The organism is Aquimarina sp. EL_43 (assembly GCF_943422735.1).
Classification (GTDB): domain Bacteria; phylum Bacteroidota; class Bacteroidia; order Flavobacteriales; family Flavobacteriaceae; genus Aquimarina; species Aquimarina megaterium.
Genome location: NZ_CALSBR010000001.1, coordinates 1,493,420 through 1,510,905, shown reverse-complemented (window position 1 = coordinate 1,510,905; position 17,486 = coordinate 1,493,420). Strand labels below are relative to the sequence as shown.

At 34.0% G+C, this 17,486-nt stretch carries 18 protein-coding genes; all 18 read left to right on the top strand.

Going from position 1 to position 17,486, the window contains the following annotated elements:
* Window positions 1–38 precede the first annotated feature (38 nt).
* The 18 genes from NNL09_RS06980 to NNL09_RS06900 all read left to right on the top strand — a co-directional run bounded on the left by NNL09_RS06980 (window position 39) and on the right by NNL09_RS06900 (window position 17,485).
* Entirely contained in the window at window positions 39–311 is a 273-nt protein-coding gene (locus NNL09_RS06980; RefSeq protein WP_196911679.1) for a hypothetical protein, read from the top strand.
* Window positions 312–579: 268 nt separating this feature from the next.
* Window positions 580–1,323, top strand: coding sequence for a tail fiber protein (locus tag NNL09_RS06975; RefSeq protein WP_196911680.1), 744 nt, complete (start codon window positions 580–582; stop codon window positions 1,321–1,323).
* 133 nt (window positions 1,324–1,456) lie between these two features.
* Complete coding sequence (locus NNL09_RS06970; RefSeq protein WP_196911681.1) at window positions 1,457–5,956, top strand: PKD domain-containing protein; 4,500 nt, start codon at window positions 1,457–1,459, stop codon at window positions 5,954–5,956.
* A 21-nt stretch (window positions 5,957–5,977) separates the two neighbouring features.
* The gene (locus NNL09_RS06965) at window positions 5,978–9,616 is read left to right on the top strand and encodes a DUF6443 domain-containing protein (protein ID WP_196911682.1); all 3,639 of its coding nucleotides are present in this window, start codon (window positions 5,978–5,980) and stop codon (window positions 9,614–9,616) included.
* Window positions 9,617–10,105 (top strand): hypothetical protein, encoded by a 489-nt coding sequence (locus NNL09_RS06960; RefSeq protein ID WP_196911683.1) that lies wholly within the window; start codon window positions 9,617–9,619, stop codon window positions 10,103–10,105.
* 236 nt (window positions 10,106–10,341) lie between these two features.
* Window positions 10,342–10,914: a transposase gene (locus NNL09_RS06955; protein WP_254514215.1), complete on the top strand. Its 573-nt coding sequence runs from the start codon at window positions 10,342–10,344 to the stop codon at window positions 10,912–10,914.
* A 177-nt stretch (window positions 10,915–11,091) separates the two neighbouring features.
* Window positions 11,092–11,508, top strand: coding sequence for a hypothetical protein (locus NNL09_RS06950; RefSeq protein ID WP_196911685.1), 417 nt, complete (start codon window positions 11,092–11,094; stop codon window positions 11,506–11,508).
* A gap of 13 nt (window positions 11,509–11,521) precedes the next feature.
* Window positions 11,522–11,779, top strand: coding sequence for a hypothetical protein (locus NNL09_RS06945; RefSeq protein ID WP_196911686.1), 258 nt, complete (start codon window positions 11,522–11,524; stop codon window positions 11,777–11,779).
* A 366-nt stretch (window positions 11,780–12,145) separates the two neighbouring features.
* The gene (locus NNL09_RS06940) at window positions 12,146–12,946 is read left to right on the top strand and encodes an RHS repeat domain-containing protein (protein WP_196911687.1); all 801 of its coding nucleotides are present in this window, start codon (window positions 12,146–12,148) and stop codon (window positions 12,944–12,946) included.
* A gap of 108 nt (window positions 12,947–13,054) precedes the next feature.
* Window positions 13,055–13,627 carry a transposase gene (locus NNL09_RS06935; protein ID WP_254514214.1) on the top strand — a complete coding sequence of 191 codons (573 nt, stop codon included), beginning with the start codon at window positions 13,055–13,057 and terminating at the stop codon, window positions 13,625–13,627.
* 77 nt (window positions 13,628–13,704) lie between these two features.
* Window positions 13,705–14,481, top strand: a complete 777-nt coding sequence (locus NNL09_RS06930; RefSeq protein WP_196912074.1) for a hypothetical protein — start codon at window positions 13,705–13,707, stop codon at window positions 14,479–14,481.
* A gap of 2 nt (window positions 14,482–14,483) precedes the next feature.
* Entirely contained in the window at window positions 14,484–14,915 is a 432-nt protein-coding gene (locus NNL09_RS06925; protein ID WP_254514213.1) for a hypothetical protein, read from the top strand.
* A gap of 97 nt (window positions 14,916–15,012) precedes the next feature.
* Entirely contained in the window at window positions 15,013–15,408 is a 396-nt protein-coding gene (locus NNL09_RS06920) for a hypothetical protein (RefSeq protein WP_196912076.1), read from the top strand.
* Between the two features lies 1 nt (window position 15,409).
* Window positions 15,410–15,586, top strand: a complete 177-nt coding sequence (locus NNL09_RS06915) for a hypothetical protein (protein ID WP_196912077.1) — start codon at window positions 15,410–15,412, stop codon at window positions 15,584–15,586.
* 10 nt (window positions 15,587–15,596) lie between these two features.
* Window positions 15,597–16,028 (top strand): hypothetical protein, encoded by a 432-nt coding sequence (locus NNL09_RS06910; protein ID WP_196912078.1) that lies wholly within the window; start codon window positions 15,597–15,599, stop codon window positions 16,026–16,028.
* 117 nt (window positions 16,029–16,145) lie between these two features.
* A complete protein-coding gene (locus NNL09_RS06905) occupies window positions 16,146–16,718 on the top strand; it encodes a transposase (protein ID WP_254514212.1) in 573 nt (190 codons plus the stop codon).
* Between the two features lie 168 nt (window positions 16,719–16,886).
* Window positions 16,887–17,009, top strand: coding sequence for a hypothetical protein (locus tag NNL09_RS26180; RefSeq protein ID WP_255518945.1), 123 nt, complete (start codon window positions 16,887–16,889; stop codon window positions 17,007–17,009).
* An 11-nt stretch (window positions 17,010–17,020) separates the two neighbouring features.
* Window positions 17,021–17,485, top strand: coding sequence for a nucleoside monophosphate kinase (locus tag NNL09_RS06900; RefSeq protein ID WP_196912033.1), 465 nt, complete (start codon window positions 17,021–17,023; stop codon window positions 17,483–17,485).
* Window position 17,486 lies beyond the last annotated feature (1 nt).

The following is a 17,486-nucleotide window of genomic DNA, read 5'->3' as shown; positions in this document are numbered from 1 at the left end:
ATTTTTCGCAGTACAGTATGTGTTTTTAATCTATAGCTATGAATTCTATGTTAAAGCAAATACAATTGATAGAACGAATTGATCAGCTTATTCGTTTGCAAGCTACCGGATCTCCTGTAGAACTGGCAGCAAAGTTAGGGATCTCTAAAACCAAATTATATCGTATGCTTTGTATCATGAAAGAATTAGACGCACCTGTAGAATTTGATACACTCACGCAGAGTTTTGTGTACTCCGAACCGGTAGGATTTACTTTTGGGTTCTATAAAAAAGGTCAAAAAACGAATATCATTAACCCTTCTGTTAGGTAAATAAGAGAACAGTTAACCCAAAATCCAAAACCTGATGCCAAATACCTGAACCTCAAAATCTGTAACCAAAAACCCCCTTCAAATTTATTTCTAAAAAAACTTTCACTTTTTTTTCTCAGTCCCGAAAAACGAAACTGGGATGATTTAATATTGCATCGGGAATAACTAACATAACAAAAAAATAAGTTCGTTTAGAGTGTCTTATCTGTGTTTTTAACTCCTCAGCAAAAAGTTAATAAGTAGAGTATAAATAATAAAAACAGAAAAAATGAAAAAAATAGTATTATCAATTACATTATTTGGTGTTATTCTTGGAATTGAAGCTCAAATTACGGAATTACCAAATGGCAATGTTGGGATAGGAGTAACCACTCCTAGTAAAAAACTAGAAATTGATGGAGACATCCTACTCCGTAACCATGCAGGACTTAAACAAATATTTACTTGGCATGCTTCTGATTCAAACTGGAGAATAGGTATGAATGAGAATCCTGGATTTAGTAGAAGTATGCTAACAGCTCATGTTCAGTATCTTACATATGCTCCGGGAACTACACAAGGTTTTGCCGTTGGAGTAAACCAAGGAGATTCTAGTTTAGAAATCCGTGGTTCTGACCATACAGCCTTTTTTAGAGGAAATGTAGGAATAGGGACCACAAATCCCGATATGAAATTAACTGTAAAAGGAAATATTCACACTGAAGAAGTAAAAATAGACCTAAATATAACTGTTCCTGACTACGTTTTCAAAAGTGACTATAATCTTATAAGTATAGAAGAAGTAGAAAAATTTATAAAAATAAATAGCCATCTACCTGAAATTCCATCAGCAAAAGAGTTTAAACAAAATGGACTTATGCTTGCCGAAATGGATATGAATCTTCTTAAAAAAATTGAGGAATTGACGCTGTATACGATTCAACAGCAGAAAGAAATCAAGGAACTAAAGTTGTTAAATAAGAAGCTTATCGAATTACAATCTAGACTCGAAAAATTAGAATCTGAAAAGTAAAAAAGCCTATAACACGAATGTAATGGTACATTCCGAATAACTAACATGACAAAAAAACAAGTTCATTTATAGTGCTTTACCCATGTTTATAAACGTTTACTAAAAAGTTGCAGATCAATACAAAAATATTGATTTGTTATCACATTTAGTTATGGTTGTAATTGTAGGTTTGGCACCAGGAAAAATAAAATCAGTCATTAATTACTTTTTTATGAAACATCTTATCACTACGTTAACGTTCTTGCTTTTAGGATTTACAATTCTTGCTCAAGGAGGACAACCACCCACAGAACCACCAAAGATTTTTCCTACTTCTCCCGAAGCAGCTAGTCTAGGAAAGTATGGAGAGATTCCCGTTAATCTTTCTACCGGAAGAATGAACCATACTATCCCGTTGCATACCATTAATGAAGCAGGGTTTAGTTTGCCGATTTCGCTATCCTATAATTATTCTGGATTGATGGTCGATGTGATTCCCGGAGCTACCGGATTGGGTTGGGATTTTTCTGGTAAAGGAATGGTTACCCGACAAGTTCGTGGTCTTGCTGATGAGTCACAGCTTGGATATATCGGGCCAAATGAAATAGGAAAAAAAGTACATAAGTATCATACCGATTCTCAAAATATGACATCAGAAGAGATTGGATTATTGATACGAGAATCTGCTGCAGGAAAATGGGATACAGAATCTGATAAATATATGATTAGTGTAGGTTCTCTATCTGCTACTTTTTATTTTAACCATAATGGTGAAGCTGTTTTTGCACCATATAAGAATTATAAGATAACTCGTTTGTTTGGGGCTCAAGGTAGTTTTAAAGGTTTTAAGTTGATAGACGATGCAGGAATTAACTACTTTTTCGAACTTCAGGAAACTACCGAGATTGAAACCCTAAGTGCTACAGAACCTACCATAACGACCTACCCTTCTGCCTGGGTAATTACCAAAGTAGAACTTCCTAATACAAAAACGATCACTTTCGAATATCAAAACTATACGGTACGACAAAGAACATATTCTGATGCCTGGACCTTAGTAGATCTTGATTCTCCAGAATATACACGGTGTATACAAGAAAAAGGCTTAAACAGTGTTTCTCACTCTTATTCTGATAATACTACCGAAGGGTTATTATTGAATAAAATCATTACTCCATCAGAAACCGTAACCTTTGATTATACTACCTATACTGCAATTAATATTGATAAAAACCCGACATCACTTGATGCGATAACGATAAAGAATGCTATAGGACAAGATGTAATGACATATACGTTAACGTATACTGATAAAGCTGCTACCCGAAAACTTCTAACTGCAATAGATAGAGGAAGAACAAGTGCCTCACAACAACAAAGTTATTATCGATTCGAATATTATGGTAGTCCTGCAGCAACTATTGCCTATTATAAACAAGATTATTGGGGGTATTACAGTGGCAGCACCAATGATACAGGCAGTCTGATTTCAGAAAACTCAAATCGATCTCCTGATTTTAATAGTACTCGTCAAGGTGCTTTAAGAAAGATACATTATCCTACCAAAGGATACTCAGAATTTATCTATGAGCAAAACCAGGTGTTTGGAAAACTGGACACAGGAGAAATTGGTAGTGAAGCTCGTTTGGATGTAAAGATAGATACCATAATCACTTCAGATAGGTATCCTTTAAATGAAAACATCAATAAAACCATTACCATTCCTTTTACTCCACAAGCACTTCCAGGTGGCGGTGGTATTAAAGTTAGCTTAGGCTATTATTTACACACTTCTATGGGGTATTCTCTGGCTTCGGTAGAACTTAAAAAAGTTGGAGGAGGTGTAGTGTCAAATTGCCCGGGTCAGGGTATATGCAACTATAAATCTGAAATTTCCTCGGCAGAACAAGAACCAGTTACCAAACAACAGGATCCAACATTATATAGCCTAGAAGCCGGAGATTATGAACTGGTTATTCAGTTAGAAAGAATAGCTGCACCATCAAATCCAGATAGAACACCAAGAGCCGTAGCTAATGTACAGCTAAAATACTATTCGGGAACCCCTCCTCCAGAACCAGAAGTGATTAATATCCCTTTTGGAGGACTACGAATCAAAGAAGTAAACTCTTATGACAGTCAGGGAGGGCATACCACCAAACGATATTCGTATATGAAAGAAGATGGGATTACTTCTTCGGGGATCAATCTTTCAAAACCTGTATTTGTAAACAAAGAATCCTATCATTACCTGCCGGATCTTACTCCTCCGGGTAAAGCAAAAATGGATTGTAATCTTACCAAAAGATCATCATCAAGTACGATTCCGTTAAGTACTTATATTGGTAGCCCGGTATTATATACTACTGTAGAAGAGCAATCGATAGGAGATGCAAATGAAATGCTTAAAACCCGTTCTTATTTTTCGGGAACCAAAAATTTGGAAGAAGACTATCCTTATGCTCCTATAGAACAAAGTAACTGGAGAAAAGGACTTGTGAAAAAACAAGAATCCTATGCCAAAAACGGAAATGCATATGAAGTGAATGGAAAAACTACCAATATATACAATAAGTTAGAAAGGCATTTAGGAGCGTTAAGCCATTTAAATTCGTTTAACTTAAAAGCAGGTAAAGTTAGATATATCTTCGATGCCGATGGAAATCTACAAACGTCTACATCTGGGGTTAATAATTCTGAGTGGACCCAATATGTAAACCATTCTGAATTGTATCCTATTACATCATCAAAACAAGAAGAAATTCATCATAGTAAAACCATTACCAAGGAGGTTACCTATACCTATGATGATCCATATGGGCAGTTAAAAACACAGACGACTACAATTAGTAATCAGGCTACCGTTGCCACAAACTATAGTTATCCTTATGATAAGAGTAGTACAGTAAACAATGCTCTGGTGACTCAAAACAGGATTACGACTCCTATAGAAATTCAAAATATAGAAGCAGGTGATGTATTATCTATCCAAATCACAGAATTTACAGATTGGGGTAACGGGATTCTACTACCTGGGATTACTAAAATTGCCAAAGGAACTGATACTCCTGAGCCACGCCTTACCTATCATAAATATGATACCGAAGGAAATCCATTAGAAGTTTCACAGGCTGATGGAAGTCGTATTATGTATATCTGGGGATATAACAATACTCAACCTATTGTAAAAATTGCTAATGCCAGTTATACTGGAATTCCTGCTACGGCTACAGCAATAATTACCCAATTACAAACGGTATCCAATACCGAAGATACAGCTGCAGAAGAGGTAACGATGCGTAATTTGTTTAAAGATCTTAGAGAACACACCTATTTTGCAGATGCTCAGGTGATGGGGTATACCTATGATCCATTAATTGGTGTGAGTAGTATAACTAGCGCAAAAGGAGAAACAGCATACTACCGTTATGACGAAATGAACCGTATGCAATATGCATTAGATGATGATCAACATATCGCACAACAAGTGCGTTATAATTACCAGGGAGAACAAACAGCTACTTTGGGTGATGTGACGATTAGTCCAAGCTTAAGCGCAATACAGCCGAATCAGGTAGCTACTTTTACCGCTAATACCTCAGGAAGTGGCGGTGCCGATCTCTATACCTGGTCTGTAAATGGTACACAAGAACAATGTGATAGTAGTACAAGCTTTACTAAATCTTTTAGTGCAGAAGATACATATACTGTATCTGTAATAGCGTATAATACGCAAACCAAACACCGGGTAAGTAAAACGATGAATGTAGTGGTGGCCTATCCTCCTATTACGATCCCTACAGTAAGTGCAAACTACACTAATATTGTAAAAGGAACCAATGTAACCTTTACTGCCTCAAGTGTAGGAGGCGGTACAGGAGACTTAAGATACGAATGGTATGTAAATACTATAAAACAAGCCAGTACAACAACTACATTGGCATACAACCCGGGTACCGCAGGAACCTATGATGTATATTTTAAAGTTATTGATAATGTAAGTGGTAAATCAGCAAACAGTGCTACCCGAAAACTGTACGCGTATAATCCTTTAAACACACCTACAGTAAGTGCATCAAAAGCCCATATTGTACAAGGAACAACTACAACCTTCACCGCTTCGGGTATAGGAGGCGGTTCGGGATCTCGTAGCTACGAGTGGTATGTTAATGATGTAAAACAAAGTGCAACAGGAACCACGTACTCGTACCATTTTCCTAATGCAGGAACCTATACTATCAAATTTAAGGTGGTTGACTTAACCTTGCAAAATGCTAATTATAAGTGGGGTGCTAATGCTCCTGTTTTAAAATCCTATCCTGGTATGGTGGCGAGCACGAGTCAATCTCATACTTCTATTTCTGGGACTAACCCAAGTGTTACTTTTAATGTAACGAGTCTTACTGGTGGTTCAGGCAATTCTCAGATCACCTGGAAAGCCTATAACAGTATTAACCTCTCTCAGTCCTTAGGATCAGGCAGTGGTACAAGTTTTGGTTTTTCTAACTTTTCAAATGGCACTCATGAATATACCATTAAGGCGACTATAACAGATAATCTTACAGGTCAACAAATCACAAAGACGATGATCGTTGTTGCTACAGTTACTACTGGCGGCGGAGGTGGCGGTGGTAATACAGGAGAACAACATTAATCCCATAAACAATATAATAAGATGAAAAAACAAATTATATATATACTATTAATACTAATGGGATTGAATCTTCAGGCCCAGGTAGTATTATCCGATAAAAACTATGTGCATACGATAGTTCCTCAAACCGCAATGACTATTGCAGAGCTAGAGAATGTAAACTGCTCTAATATCAATGATATCGATAGGGCTATAGAGAGTGTTACTTATTTTGATGGACTGGGTAGACCCATACAACAACGAGCAATCAAAGCCTCACCAGGTGGTAACGATATTGTAACCTATATGGCCTATGATGATTATGGCAGACAGGACAAGCAATACCTGCCTTTTGAAGCCACCAACACTGTGGGGAGTTATAAAGAGATCAATGTCAATACCGATATCAACCAGTATTATAAGGATACCTATGCTAATGATTTCCCTGGGATTACAAATGCTAATCTGGGAGAGGTGAATGCTTATTCAGAAAGTGTGTTTGAAGCTTCTCCTCTTAATCGAGTACTAGAACAGGGAGCCCCGGGTACGGCCTGGAAAGCAGATCGAGGTAGTGATACAGATCATACTATTAAATTTGATTGGGATACCAATATAGCGAATGAAGTAGTCTATTTTAAAGTAACCTTTGCTGATCCAAATGATACTGAAGCTCCTACCTTAACAAAAGATGGTTTTTATGCTGCGAATCAGTTATACATCACCATTACCAAAGATGAAAACTGGATCCCGGCAGATGGTAACAATCATACTACTAGAGAATATAAAGACAAACAAGGTAGAGTGGTGTTAAAAAGAACCTATGCTTCGACAAGCTCAGCAACCCCAGAAGCGCATGATACGCATTATGTATATGACCGATTTGGGAATTTAACATACGTAATCCCACCAAAGGTAAATACTGGTGCTACAAGTATCTCTGCTACTGAGCTTGCCGAACTCTGTTATCAATACAAATATGACAATCGTAATAGACTAATTGAAAAGAAAATCCCTGGTAAAGACAAAGAGTATATTATCTATAACAAGCTAGATCAACCGATCTTAACTCAGGATGCGAATCTAAAAGCAAGTAATGCCTGGCTCTTTACCAAATATGATGCCTTTGGTCGGGTTACCTATACTGGTAAATTCACCGATAATCGAGAAAGAAAAGTCATACAACAAGCTGTGAATACAGAATCTACACTATGGGAAACACGGGATGTTGCTGCCCAGATCGATGGTACTACGATCTATTATAGCAATACAGCATTCCCAAAAACAAATCTGGAGCTATATACCATCAATTACTATGATGATTATGGTTTTGATCTTGCAGGATTAACCAACCCGGGAACAGTATATAACGAAGCTATTACCGATCAAACCAAGACACTGCCTACCGGAAGCAAGGTACGAGTACTAGATACCTTTGATTGGATTACTACGGTTACTTACTATGATAAAAAATCAAGACCCATCTATGTAGCTAGTAAAAACGAATATCTCAATACTACCGATATGGTAGCTACCCAATTGGATTTTGTAGGTAAGGTAGAACAAACCAAAAGTACCCATACCAAAGACAACAATACACCGATTATAACCATAGATAGTTTTACCTATGATCATATGGGGAGAATGCTCACCCAGCGACAATGTATAGAAGATGCTTCTGGGGTAAACTGTACGGGTAATACAGGGGTTACACCAGCAGTAACCTTATCACAACCGATCACCCAAACTACAACTACTGTAGCAGGTAATACCATTACCTTATCTAATGGTTTTCATTTTGCAGCTACGGCTAGTACTTCTTTCTTTGCTAAGATCCAGAACGAGGAATTCCCGGGAGAATTGATTGTATCTAATACTTATGATAAGTTAGGGCAGTTAATTTCTAAAGAAGTTGGGGGTGGATTACAAGATGTACATTATAAATATAATGTACGAGGATGGTTAAAAAACATCAACCAGGATAGTTATGATGATAATGACCTGTTTGATTTTACGATCAATTATAATACCCCACAACATGGGGCTACTGCTTTATATAATGGAAATATTGCAGAGACCCAATGGAAAACTGCCAATGATAATATAGAGCGACATTACAAATACGGTTATGATGCTTTAAACCGAATCACAGAAGGAATCAGTAACGATGGTAACTATAACCTAAGTGGCATTACTTATGATAAAACAGGAAATATCCTTTCCTTAAACCGAAAAGGAAACCTTAATGAAGCAGCTACTTCTTTTGGGGATATGGATATGCTGGCATACACCTATGATAGTGGCAATAAACTCTTAAGAGTGACTGATACCGGGAATACAACTTTTGGTTTTAAAGATGGTACCAATACCAATGATGATTTTGTGTATGATGCCAATGGTAATATGATCCAGGATCAAAACAAAGGGATTACAGGAATCACCTACAATCATTTAAATCTTCCTAAAACAGTTACGGTAAATAATGCTTCTCATAATGGAAATATTACTTATATTTACGATGCCACTGGGGTAAAATTAAAAAAGATTACCACAGAGGGAAGTTCTTTAATTACAGAATATGTTGGGAATTATGTGTATAAAAATGGTACGCTAGAGTTCTTTAACCACGCAGAAGGTATTGTAGAGCATGAAGCTGATGGGTATAAATATGTATATCAGTTTAAAGACCATTTAGGGAATATCAGACTATCCTATAAAGATGCGGATAAAAACGGCAGTATCAGTGCTTCTGAGATCATAGAAACGAAAGATTACTACCCTTTTGGATTAGAAATGGAATATGGGGTAGATCATCCCAACTCTATTGTGAATGGTAGAAAGCATGATTATAAATTCCAAGGTCAAGAATTAAATCAAAGCCTAGGTTATAACATGTATGAGTTTGAACTTAGACATTATGATGCAACAACAGGTAGGTTTGTAACAACTGATCCGTATGAACAATTTATGTCTCCTTATGTTGCAATGGGGAATAATCCTATTACCTCTTTCGATCCAGATGGTGGATATTGTCTTGATGCAAACGGTAATCAAATAGCTTGCCCTGATGATGCAGGAGACCTTTATGACGATGTAAAAGATAGTGAAACGAATCATATTGAAATTTTAGATGAAGCTGTTATTGATGGTTCATCAACTGAATCCAGTTCTAGTACAGAAGTCTCAAATCTTCTTGGAGAAAAAGTAGCTCCTTCAATTTCAGAATTAAGAGGTTTTGATAAATTTGCCTTAGAAGCACAAGCAAACCTTCCTTGGTTATTTGGCCCTAGAATTTCTGACGATGGGGTATATAACCTTGATCTAAGTGGAAATACAATAGGTTTTGCTACTATAGGTGCCCCAATTAGTCTTCCTTTTGGTCCAGGAAAAGTCAAAAGTTTAAAGAATGCGAAAAATATAATCAATCTAAAGAAATTAAAAGTAAAAACTCCCCTTCCTTCTTTAGATGCTACAGGAAAAGTTCATGGAACACTACCCAAAATAAAAGATCTCTCTAAATTTTCTAAGGATGAGTTGAAAATATTACTTAGAGAACTTAAGTTAAGCGTCCAAAGAAGAATTAAAGTTACTTCTCGATTAGGACGAGATCGCGCTCATGGTCAGAGACAGGGAGCTGAACAAGACTTGATAAAATCAATAGAAAAACATCTAGAGAATAGATAAATGAAACGATTAGAAGAAACAGAACTGATGTTAATTACTGAATTACAGAGTAATATAAGTAATGTTAAAAACTTAAAATCAGATTTAGAGTATTACAATGAAATACTAGGTGATAGCTCATTTTTATTAGGTGGTCTTTTGGACGTGTTGTTAAAATCTGATAATGATTGGGATTCAAAAAGATGGATAGATGATAGCTTATTAACAAAGATCAAATTAGAAGGCAATAAGTTGTCTATATCGGGTATCATGATTTGGGGAATAGAAAATATCACTGAACAATGGACGGATCCTTTTTATTTTGAAATTAAATTAAAAGAAAATAATCCTGATTTTGATGAATACACTTTTTTGTTTTGTGATTTAGATAAATCTGAAATCTCTTATGAAGATTTTAGTATGAATCGTAATTATTGGAACCCTATAGAAAGAAACTGGAAATATATAATAAATCAGAAAAACCCAACTCCACAAAGTCTTCTGACTTAGTGGAATGCTTAGATTAATATAAAAAATCCACGGCATTAATGTTGTGGATTTTTTTATGGTATTAATTTTTGAGTAAGGCCCCCCGCTCCCGCTAGGGTCTCGCTAGTGGCGTCAAAGCTTAGAGGATAAGAATATATAAATGATAAGAACCAGTTGCAGTGATGTAGCTGGTTTTTTATTTGGATTAAGATATTCTAGTTTCATTTTTTGAAACTGTACTATTGTATTTTGGCAAAATGAGCAGGAATTATAAATTTTATAATAGATCAGGTTTGTACTTTATAAGTTTTGCTACAGTGTATTGGATCGATGTATTTATACGAGAACAATATTTATCTGTTTTGTCAGAAAGTATTACATATTGCAGATCAGAAAAAGGTATGGAGGTTTATGCGTATTGTTTTATGCCTAGTCATGTACATTTGGTGTTTCGTTCTTCAAATGATGACCCTTCAGGATTGATTAGGGATTTTAAGGGATATACTTCAAAAAAGTTGTTAAAAGAAATAGAGAACAACCCTCAGGAAAGTAGGAAAGAATGGTTGTTATGGATGTTTGAGAAGGCTGGTAAAAAGAATGCTACTGTAAGCAGAATGCAATTTTGGCAGCAGCACAATAAACCTATAGAATTATGGAGTGATAAAGTGATTCAACAAAAAATAGATTATATTCACAATAACCCTGTCGAATCAGGTTTTGTAACCAATTCGGTAGATTGGAAATATAGTAGTGCTAGAAATTATCAGGATGACCATACAGTGCTAGAGATTGATAGCGATGGATATCTATTTGGATTAACAAAACATTGATGCCACTAGCGAGACGCTAGCGGGAGCAGGGCGTAGAAACACCTCATGTTCAAAAATCATATAAAAATACAAATGCAAAAGGAGAAACATTTATAAATAAAGATAGAAAAAATGTACGACCAATGAACCAGCAAGATATAAGAACAGTTAAAAAAGTTTTAGAAAAAAGAAAGCAGAATGGAAGTTAAAGAAATTTGGACTAATGAAGATTTTAGAGAAATGGGTTGGCATGATTCACGTCTGTACCAAATTAAATTTCCTGATGAAGAATGTAATTTTACTCTTTACTTAGATTACATATTTAAGTGGGAAAAACAGGAGAATGATTTTTTTAAATTTTGGGTGTCCCCCTGTGAAATGATTTTTAAAAATGTACTTGACTCAGAAATCAATATTTCTTTTAAAAAAGCAATAGGTATAGATATTATTGAGATCAAAAGAGAGAAAGTTGGGCTGACGCCGAATGGAAAAATGATAGATTGGAAATTTTTAATAGAAACTGATAAAGGAACTATTGAATTAATAGCAACGGATTTTGAGATGAATGTAATATCACAACCCGTACTTAGTGATAGTCAAAGTATAAATAATTGAATGAATAAAAATTATGAAATTTAAGTTGCAAAGGAAAGATTTTGAATTTATTATCAAGATTATAGAATCTTTACCAAAAGACTTAAACTATATCAAAGATGATCAGTTCAATATAACTTTTGAGGCTGATAATAAAACAACTGAGATTCTTCTAGATAGATTATCAGATGTTTTAGCAGACAAAGGTTTTGATAATAATGACAATTTAACTAGTACAGGTATTAGAATTGAAAGAATAATCGATTCAATATCAGAAGTATTTTATGAGTAATATCTCCCCCGCTCATGCTAACGTCTAGCTAGTGACGTCAAAGCTTGGAGGCTAAGAATATATAAATGATATGAATCAGTTACGGCGATGTAGCTGGTTTTTTTATTTGGATTAAAATATTCTAGTTTCCCCCGCTGCTCCTAGCGAGTAATTGATTGCTTCCGCTATGCCTCCGGCTAGTGGCGTTTATGAGTGAGGGGTATGAGTAAGAGATAAATTATATCAAATCCACAGCATTAATGTTGTGGATTTTTTATAGTCAATACCATTAGAAATATTACCTATATTTACGATGCCACTGGGGTAAAACTAAAAAAGATTACCACAGAGGGAAGTTCATTAACAACTGAGTATGCCGGGAATTATGTGTATAAGAATGGTACACTAGAATTCTTTAACCATACAGAAGGAATCGTAGAACATGAAGCTGATGGGTATAAATATGTATATCAGTTTAAAGATCACTTAGGAAATATCAGACTATCATATAAAGATGCTGATAAGAATGGTTCTATCAGTACTTCTGAGATCGTGGAAGTTAAAGATTATTACCCTTTTGGATTAGAAATGGAATATGGGATAGATCATCCCAACTCTAAGGTTAATGGTAGAAAGCATAATTATGACTATTTAGGTCAAGAACGACAAGAAGAACTTGGGTTAAATTGGCTCACTTTTAGATATCGAAATTATATTCCAGAAATAGGTAGATTCTTTGGGGTTGACCCTGTAAGTGAGGATTATATGTCTATTTCTACATATCAATTTGCTCATAATAGTCCTGTATGGAAAATCGAAATCGAGGGGTTAGAAGGAGAACCAACAGCTGGAGTAGATGTAGTTAGTCAAGAACCAGTAAAGAATTCTCCTAGAAAAGGAATGTCTGCTGTAGATGTTGTGAAAAGTGTTGATGTTGGAGTTACTATAGGTTTTGGAGAGACATTTGGGGTAAGTGGAAAAGTATTTGGACTAGAACTAGGTGGAAGTTATGATGGAGGAACTACTTCATATAGCGGAAGCATTCAAGATGGAACATCTGTTCAAGCTACAGAGGGATACTCTGCCAATTTCTTTGTTTTTGGTTATGGAAAAGAAACTTCAACAGATTTAACTAATTCCCCCGCTCCCGCTAGCGTCTCGCTAGTGACGTCAAAGCTTGGAGGCTAAGAATATATAAATGATAAGAACCAGTTACAGTGATGTAGCTGGTTTTTTTATTTGGATTAAAATATTCTAGTTTCATTTTTTGAAACTGTACTATTGTATTTTGGCAAAATGAGCAGGAATTATAAATTTCATAATAGATCAGGTTTGTACTTTATAAGTTTTGCTACAGTGTATTGGATCGATGTATTTATACGAGAACAATATTTATCTGTTTTGTCAGAAAGTATTACATATTGCAGATCAGAAAAAGGTATGGAGGTTTATGCGTATTGTTTTATGCCTAGTCATGTACATTTGGTATTTCGTTCTTCAAATGATGACCCTTCAGGATTGATTAGGGATTTTAAGGGATATACTTCAAAAAAGTTGTTAAAAGAAATAGAGAACAACCCTCAGGAAAGTAGGAAAGAATGGTTGTTATGGATGTTTGAGAAGGCTGGTAAAAAGAATGCTACTGTAAGCAGAATGCAATTTTGGCAGCAGCACAATAAACCTATAGAATTATGGAGTGATAAAGTGATTCAACAAAAAATAGATTATATTCACAATAATCCTGTTGAATCAGGTTTTGTAACCAATTCGGTAAATTGGAAATATAGTAGTGCTAGAAATTATCAGGATGACCATACAGTATTAGAGATTGATAGCGATGGATATCTATTTGGATTAACAAAACATTGATGCCACTAGCGAGACGCTAGCGGGAGCGGGGGTTAACCGAGGATTTAGGGTTAAATACTCATGAGTGGCGTTATCGTATGAGTGATCGTAGTATTGGTAGGTTCTGGCAGATCGATCCATTATCAGAGGATTATACATATAATGCTACCTATGCTTTTCAAGAAAATAAAATGGGTCTAGGTGTTGAATTAGAAGGATTAGAAGTTGGTAGTTGGAATCCTGTTAGCGGTATTGGTGAAGGCATAACAAGAGCTTTTAGTTCAGAGTTTGTTATCCCGGGAGGAAAAGATGAGCAAAAAATAGCAAATATGGACAATGCTATTAATGGTACAAAAAACATTGTTATGGGTACAGTTGGAGCTATTGGATCAGGAGCTTATGCAATTGGATCAGGAGGTATAGGAGTAGCAGCAGGAGGAGCTGCTGCCTTTACATTATCAATAGGTGAAATTAGTATTGGAATTGGACAAATTGGAGATGCTTTGACAAATAATTCTGGAAACACAGTTTTGCAAAATTCTAGTTCTATTCCAGGATTTATTGCAAATAAAAACGATAGTAAATATGCTTCATTAATTGATACTGGAGGACAATTTGTTTCAGGAACGCTTTCAGGAGGTAATCTAAGAACAATTATTACCGAAGGAGGCAGTTTGTTAGTAGGAAAAGGCACATTATTTGGAGCAGCAGAAATGATAGACGCAACAATGGATACATATGAAATGGCTTTAGCTATTGATGATGCAGTTAACACATTTTTTTCAACTGATAATAATACACAAGTGAACAACATTGTTCCAGTAGCTCCACCTGTTTCTTCTGATTTAAAAGGAAATAATCTTTTACAAAATTAATTATGATTACATATAGACCGAAAACAATCAATATTTTTTGGAATATGATACTAGTTATTATGTCGATATTAATAATTTTATTTTTAAGTAATAATACTGTTAAGATAGGTCTCATGATTTTTGTTGTTATGAGTTTTTATGTAATTTCCCTCTTTTTTTCAAAGAAACGAATAATAAGTATTAAGATTCATGAAAAAGAAAAAAGAGTTATGTTACTCTACACAAAATTTTTAATGATAAGAAAAGAAGAAATATATTTATTTAATAATATAAGATGTACTTATAAAAATGAAGTTGGGCCAAGAGGAATTAAACAAAAACAATTTAGAATATATGATATGGATAATATTTTAATTACAAAAATCACCCCTAATTATATGGGGTGGTCTGATAATGATATTGAAGAAATTTATGATAAATTAAAACAATCATAAATGTAAATTTTAAATAGTAGAAAAGCCATCTTTTGAGATGGCCTTTTTATTATAATATCATTTATATTTATAAGAGAATTAAAAACATATAAAAACAATGAATAGAATTTTAGTCGTTATAGTTTTTTTAATTAGTTTATTTTCTTGCTCTTCTCAAAAGTTAGATTGTACAGAAATCAAGGAAGGCAATTTTGTTGTATCAAAAGATACAGCAGGGAACTCTCCTTATAAAGTTATTAGAAATGGAAGATTTCAAAAAGAAATCGTTGAGGGAAGAATAATATATTCTAACATAGAATGGTTAAATGATTGTAATTATATATTACTATTGGATGAAAACAAAATGGTTCTAACTGATTTTCAAAAACAAATTAATAAAGGTGGAGGTATTGTCGTTGAAATCATAAAGGTAGATAAAACTTGTTTTTATTATACTTCTTATATTAAAATAGATCCTAGTGAGAGGATTGACGGAATGATGTGTAAAGAATAATATGGCAATAGACTTTATCAATATAATTTTAGGTTTTTTATTTATAATATGCGGTATTCTTCTTTTAATTTATTATCAAAATTATGTAGAAAAAAGAGGAAGTCTTACTTCAAAAATTGTAGGTGTTGGAATAGCATCTATTATTGGAGGAATTATTATGATAATAAAAGAATTTTAAATAAAATAAAATGAAAAATATATTATTAATACTGTTTATTTCTTGTTTGTCAATTAAGGCGCAAGATTGTAAAGGTTTTATGCATGGCACTTTTGAAATGAAATATCAATATGGCGAAGTCATGGTGGAAAGAAGTGGTAATTGGCAATTAGAAAAAACTAAGGAATACCAAACCGCTAGTCTTAGTAAAATAGAAAAGATAAATGAATGTAAGTATCTTTTAACTCTTTATAAACAGTTAAAATTAGGTAAACTTCCTAAGTTTGATAAGAAACAAAAAATTCTTACACAGATAACCTTTGTTGAAGGAGATAAATATTATTACGAATCATCAATGGTAGGGACTGATATGGTTTTAAAAGGCGTCTTTGTAAAAAAATCTAATGAAATTAGTAATGAGTTTAAAAAGCTAATTGTAGAAGAGGAGAAATCTTTAAACTAGTTTAATAATTAAGATTAATTATAAAAAAACCAGTTACAGTGATGTAGCTGGTTTTTTTATTAGGATTAAAATATTCTGGTTCCATTTTTTGAAACTATACTATTGTATTTTGGCAAAATGAGCAGGAATTATAAATTTCATAATAGATCAGGTTTGTACTTTATAAGTTTTGCTACAGTGTATTGGATCGATGTATTTATACGAGAACAATATTTATCTGTTTTGTCAGAAAGTATTACATATTGCAGATCAGAAAAAGGTATGGAGGTTTATGCGTATTGTTTTATGCCTAGTCATGTACATTTGGTATTTCGTTCTTCAAATGATGACCCTTCAGGATTGATTAGGGATTTTAAGGGATATACTTCAAAAAAGTTGTTAAAAGAAATAGAGAACAACCCTCAGGAAAGTAGGAAAGAATGGTTGTTATGGATGTTTGAGAAGGCTGGTAAAAAGAATGCTACTGTAAGCAGAATGCAATTTTGGCAGCAGCACAATAAACCTATAGAATTATGGAGTGATAAAGTGATTCAACAAAAAATAGATTATATTCACAATAATCCTGTTGAATCAGGTCTTGTAACCAATTCGGTAAATTGGAAATATAGTAGTGCTAGAAATTATCAGGATGACCATACAGTATTAGAGATTGATAGCGATGGATACCTATTTGGATTAACAAAACATTGATGCCACTAGCGAGACGCTAGCGGGAGCGGGGGAAATGGAATACTCACTGATGTTATTCAAAGTGGTGTTGATAAGTTTAATCCATCTGTAATAAGAGGTACTTGGAAAAAAAGCTTTAATGGCGGTGATTCCATTAATTATAAAGTATATCAAGAAAATTTAAAAACTATGTCTCCTTCTCAAGCTGCATTAAATACTCCTACTGGTAAAGCAGCACAAAAAGCAGGATTCACTAATACTAGTATTAATACAAGTCCTGATGGAGTTGTTAGTTTTGATTTCACAAAATAATTTAAAATATTATGAATATAATTTCAGTAGTTTCAACTCCTTCAAAATCATTATATAATAAATTGAACAATTTATTTGAAGGTTATAAAATCATTTATTTTTCTGAATTGATAAGAAATAATGTGTCAAATAAAAGCAGTTTATGGACTTCAATTAACAATGACATATTATCTGGTAAACCTATAAAGGATGAAGATATTTGCAATCTAATTTTGGAACAGTTTGTTGAAAACACTATTGAAAACTATATACTATTAGGTTTTCCTAGAACTGTACAACAATTAGAGTATTTAGAAAACTTATTAGACACCGAAAAAATGAAGTATAAATTAATAGGTGTTTTTAATAAAACAGAAAATAACATTACTCTTGAAGAATCATTTAAAGAGAGAAATGATGTAATTGAAGTGACTAATTTCGATGATTTACTCGCTCTCCAAAGAGCGATTACTCTGCGAATTTCTGTGACTTCATAGC

Coding starts and splice junctions, on each gene's coding strand:
- NNL09_RS06980 (WP_196911679.1), top strand. CDS start 39: ATGAATTCTATGTTAAAGCAAATACAATTGATAGAACGAATTGATCAG.
- NNL09_RS06975 (WP_196911680.1), top strand. CDS start 580: ATGAAAAAAATAGTATTATCAATTACATTATTTGGTGTTATTCTTGGA.
- NNL09_RS06965 (WP_196911682.1), top strand. CDS start 5,978: ATGAAAAAACAAATTATATATATACTATTAATACTAATGGGATTGAAT.
- NNL09_RS06960 (WP_196911683.1), top strand. CDS start 9,617: ATGAAACGATTAGAAGAAACAGAACTGATGTTAATTACTGAATTACAG.
- NNL09_RS06955 (WP_254514215.1), top strand. CDS start 10,342: ATGAGCAGGAATTATAAATTTTATAATAGATCAGGTTTGTACTTTATA.
- NNL09_RS06950 (WP_196911685.1), top strand. CDS start 11,092: ATGGAAGTTAAAGAAATTTGGACTAATGAAGATTTTAGAGAAATGGGT.
- NNL09_RS06945 (WP_196911686.1), top strand. CDS start 11,522: ATGAAATTTAAGTTGCAAAGGAAAGATTTTGAATTTATTATCAAGATT.
- NNL09_RS06935 (WP_254514214.1), top strand. CDS start 13,055: ATGAGCAGGAATTATAAATTTCATAATAGATCAGGTTTGTACTTTATA.
- NNL09_RS06930 (WP_196912074.1), top strand. CDS start 13,705: ATGAGTGATCGTAGTATTGGTAGGTTCTGGCAGATCGATCCATTATCA.
- NNL09_RS06925 (WP_254514213.1), top strand. CDS start 14,484: ATGATTACATATAGACCGAAAACAATCAATATTTTTTGGAATATGATA.
- NNL09_RS06920 (WP_196912076.1), top strand. CDS start 15,013: ATGAATAGAATTTTAGTCGTTATAGTTTTTTTAATTAGTTTATTTTCT.
- NNL09_RS06915 (WP_196912077.1), top strand. CDS start 15,410: ATGGCAATAGACTTTATCAATATAATTTTAGGTTTTTTATTTATAATA.
- NNL09_RS06910 (WP_196912078.1), top strand. CDS start 15,597: ATGAAAAATATATTATTAATACTGTTTATTTCTTGTTTGTCAATTAAG.
- NNL09_RS06905 (WP_254514212.1), top strand. CDS start 16,146: ATGAGCAGGAATTATAAATTTCATAATAGATCAGGTTTGTACTTTATA.
- NNL09_RS26180 (WP_255518945.1), top strand. CDS start 16,887: ATGTCTCCTTCTCAAGCTGCATTAAATACTCCTACTGGTAAAGCAGCA.
- NNL09_RS06900 (WP_196912033.1), top strand. CDS start 17,021: ATGAATATAATTTCAGTAGTTTCAACTCCTTCAAAATCATTATATAAT.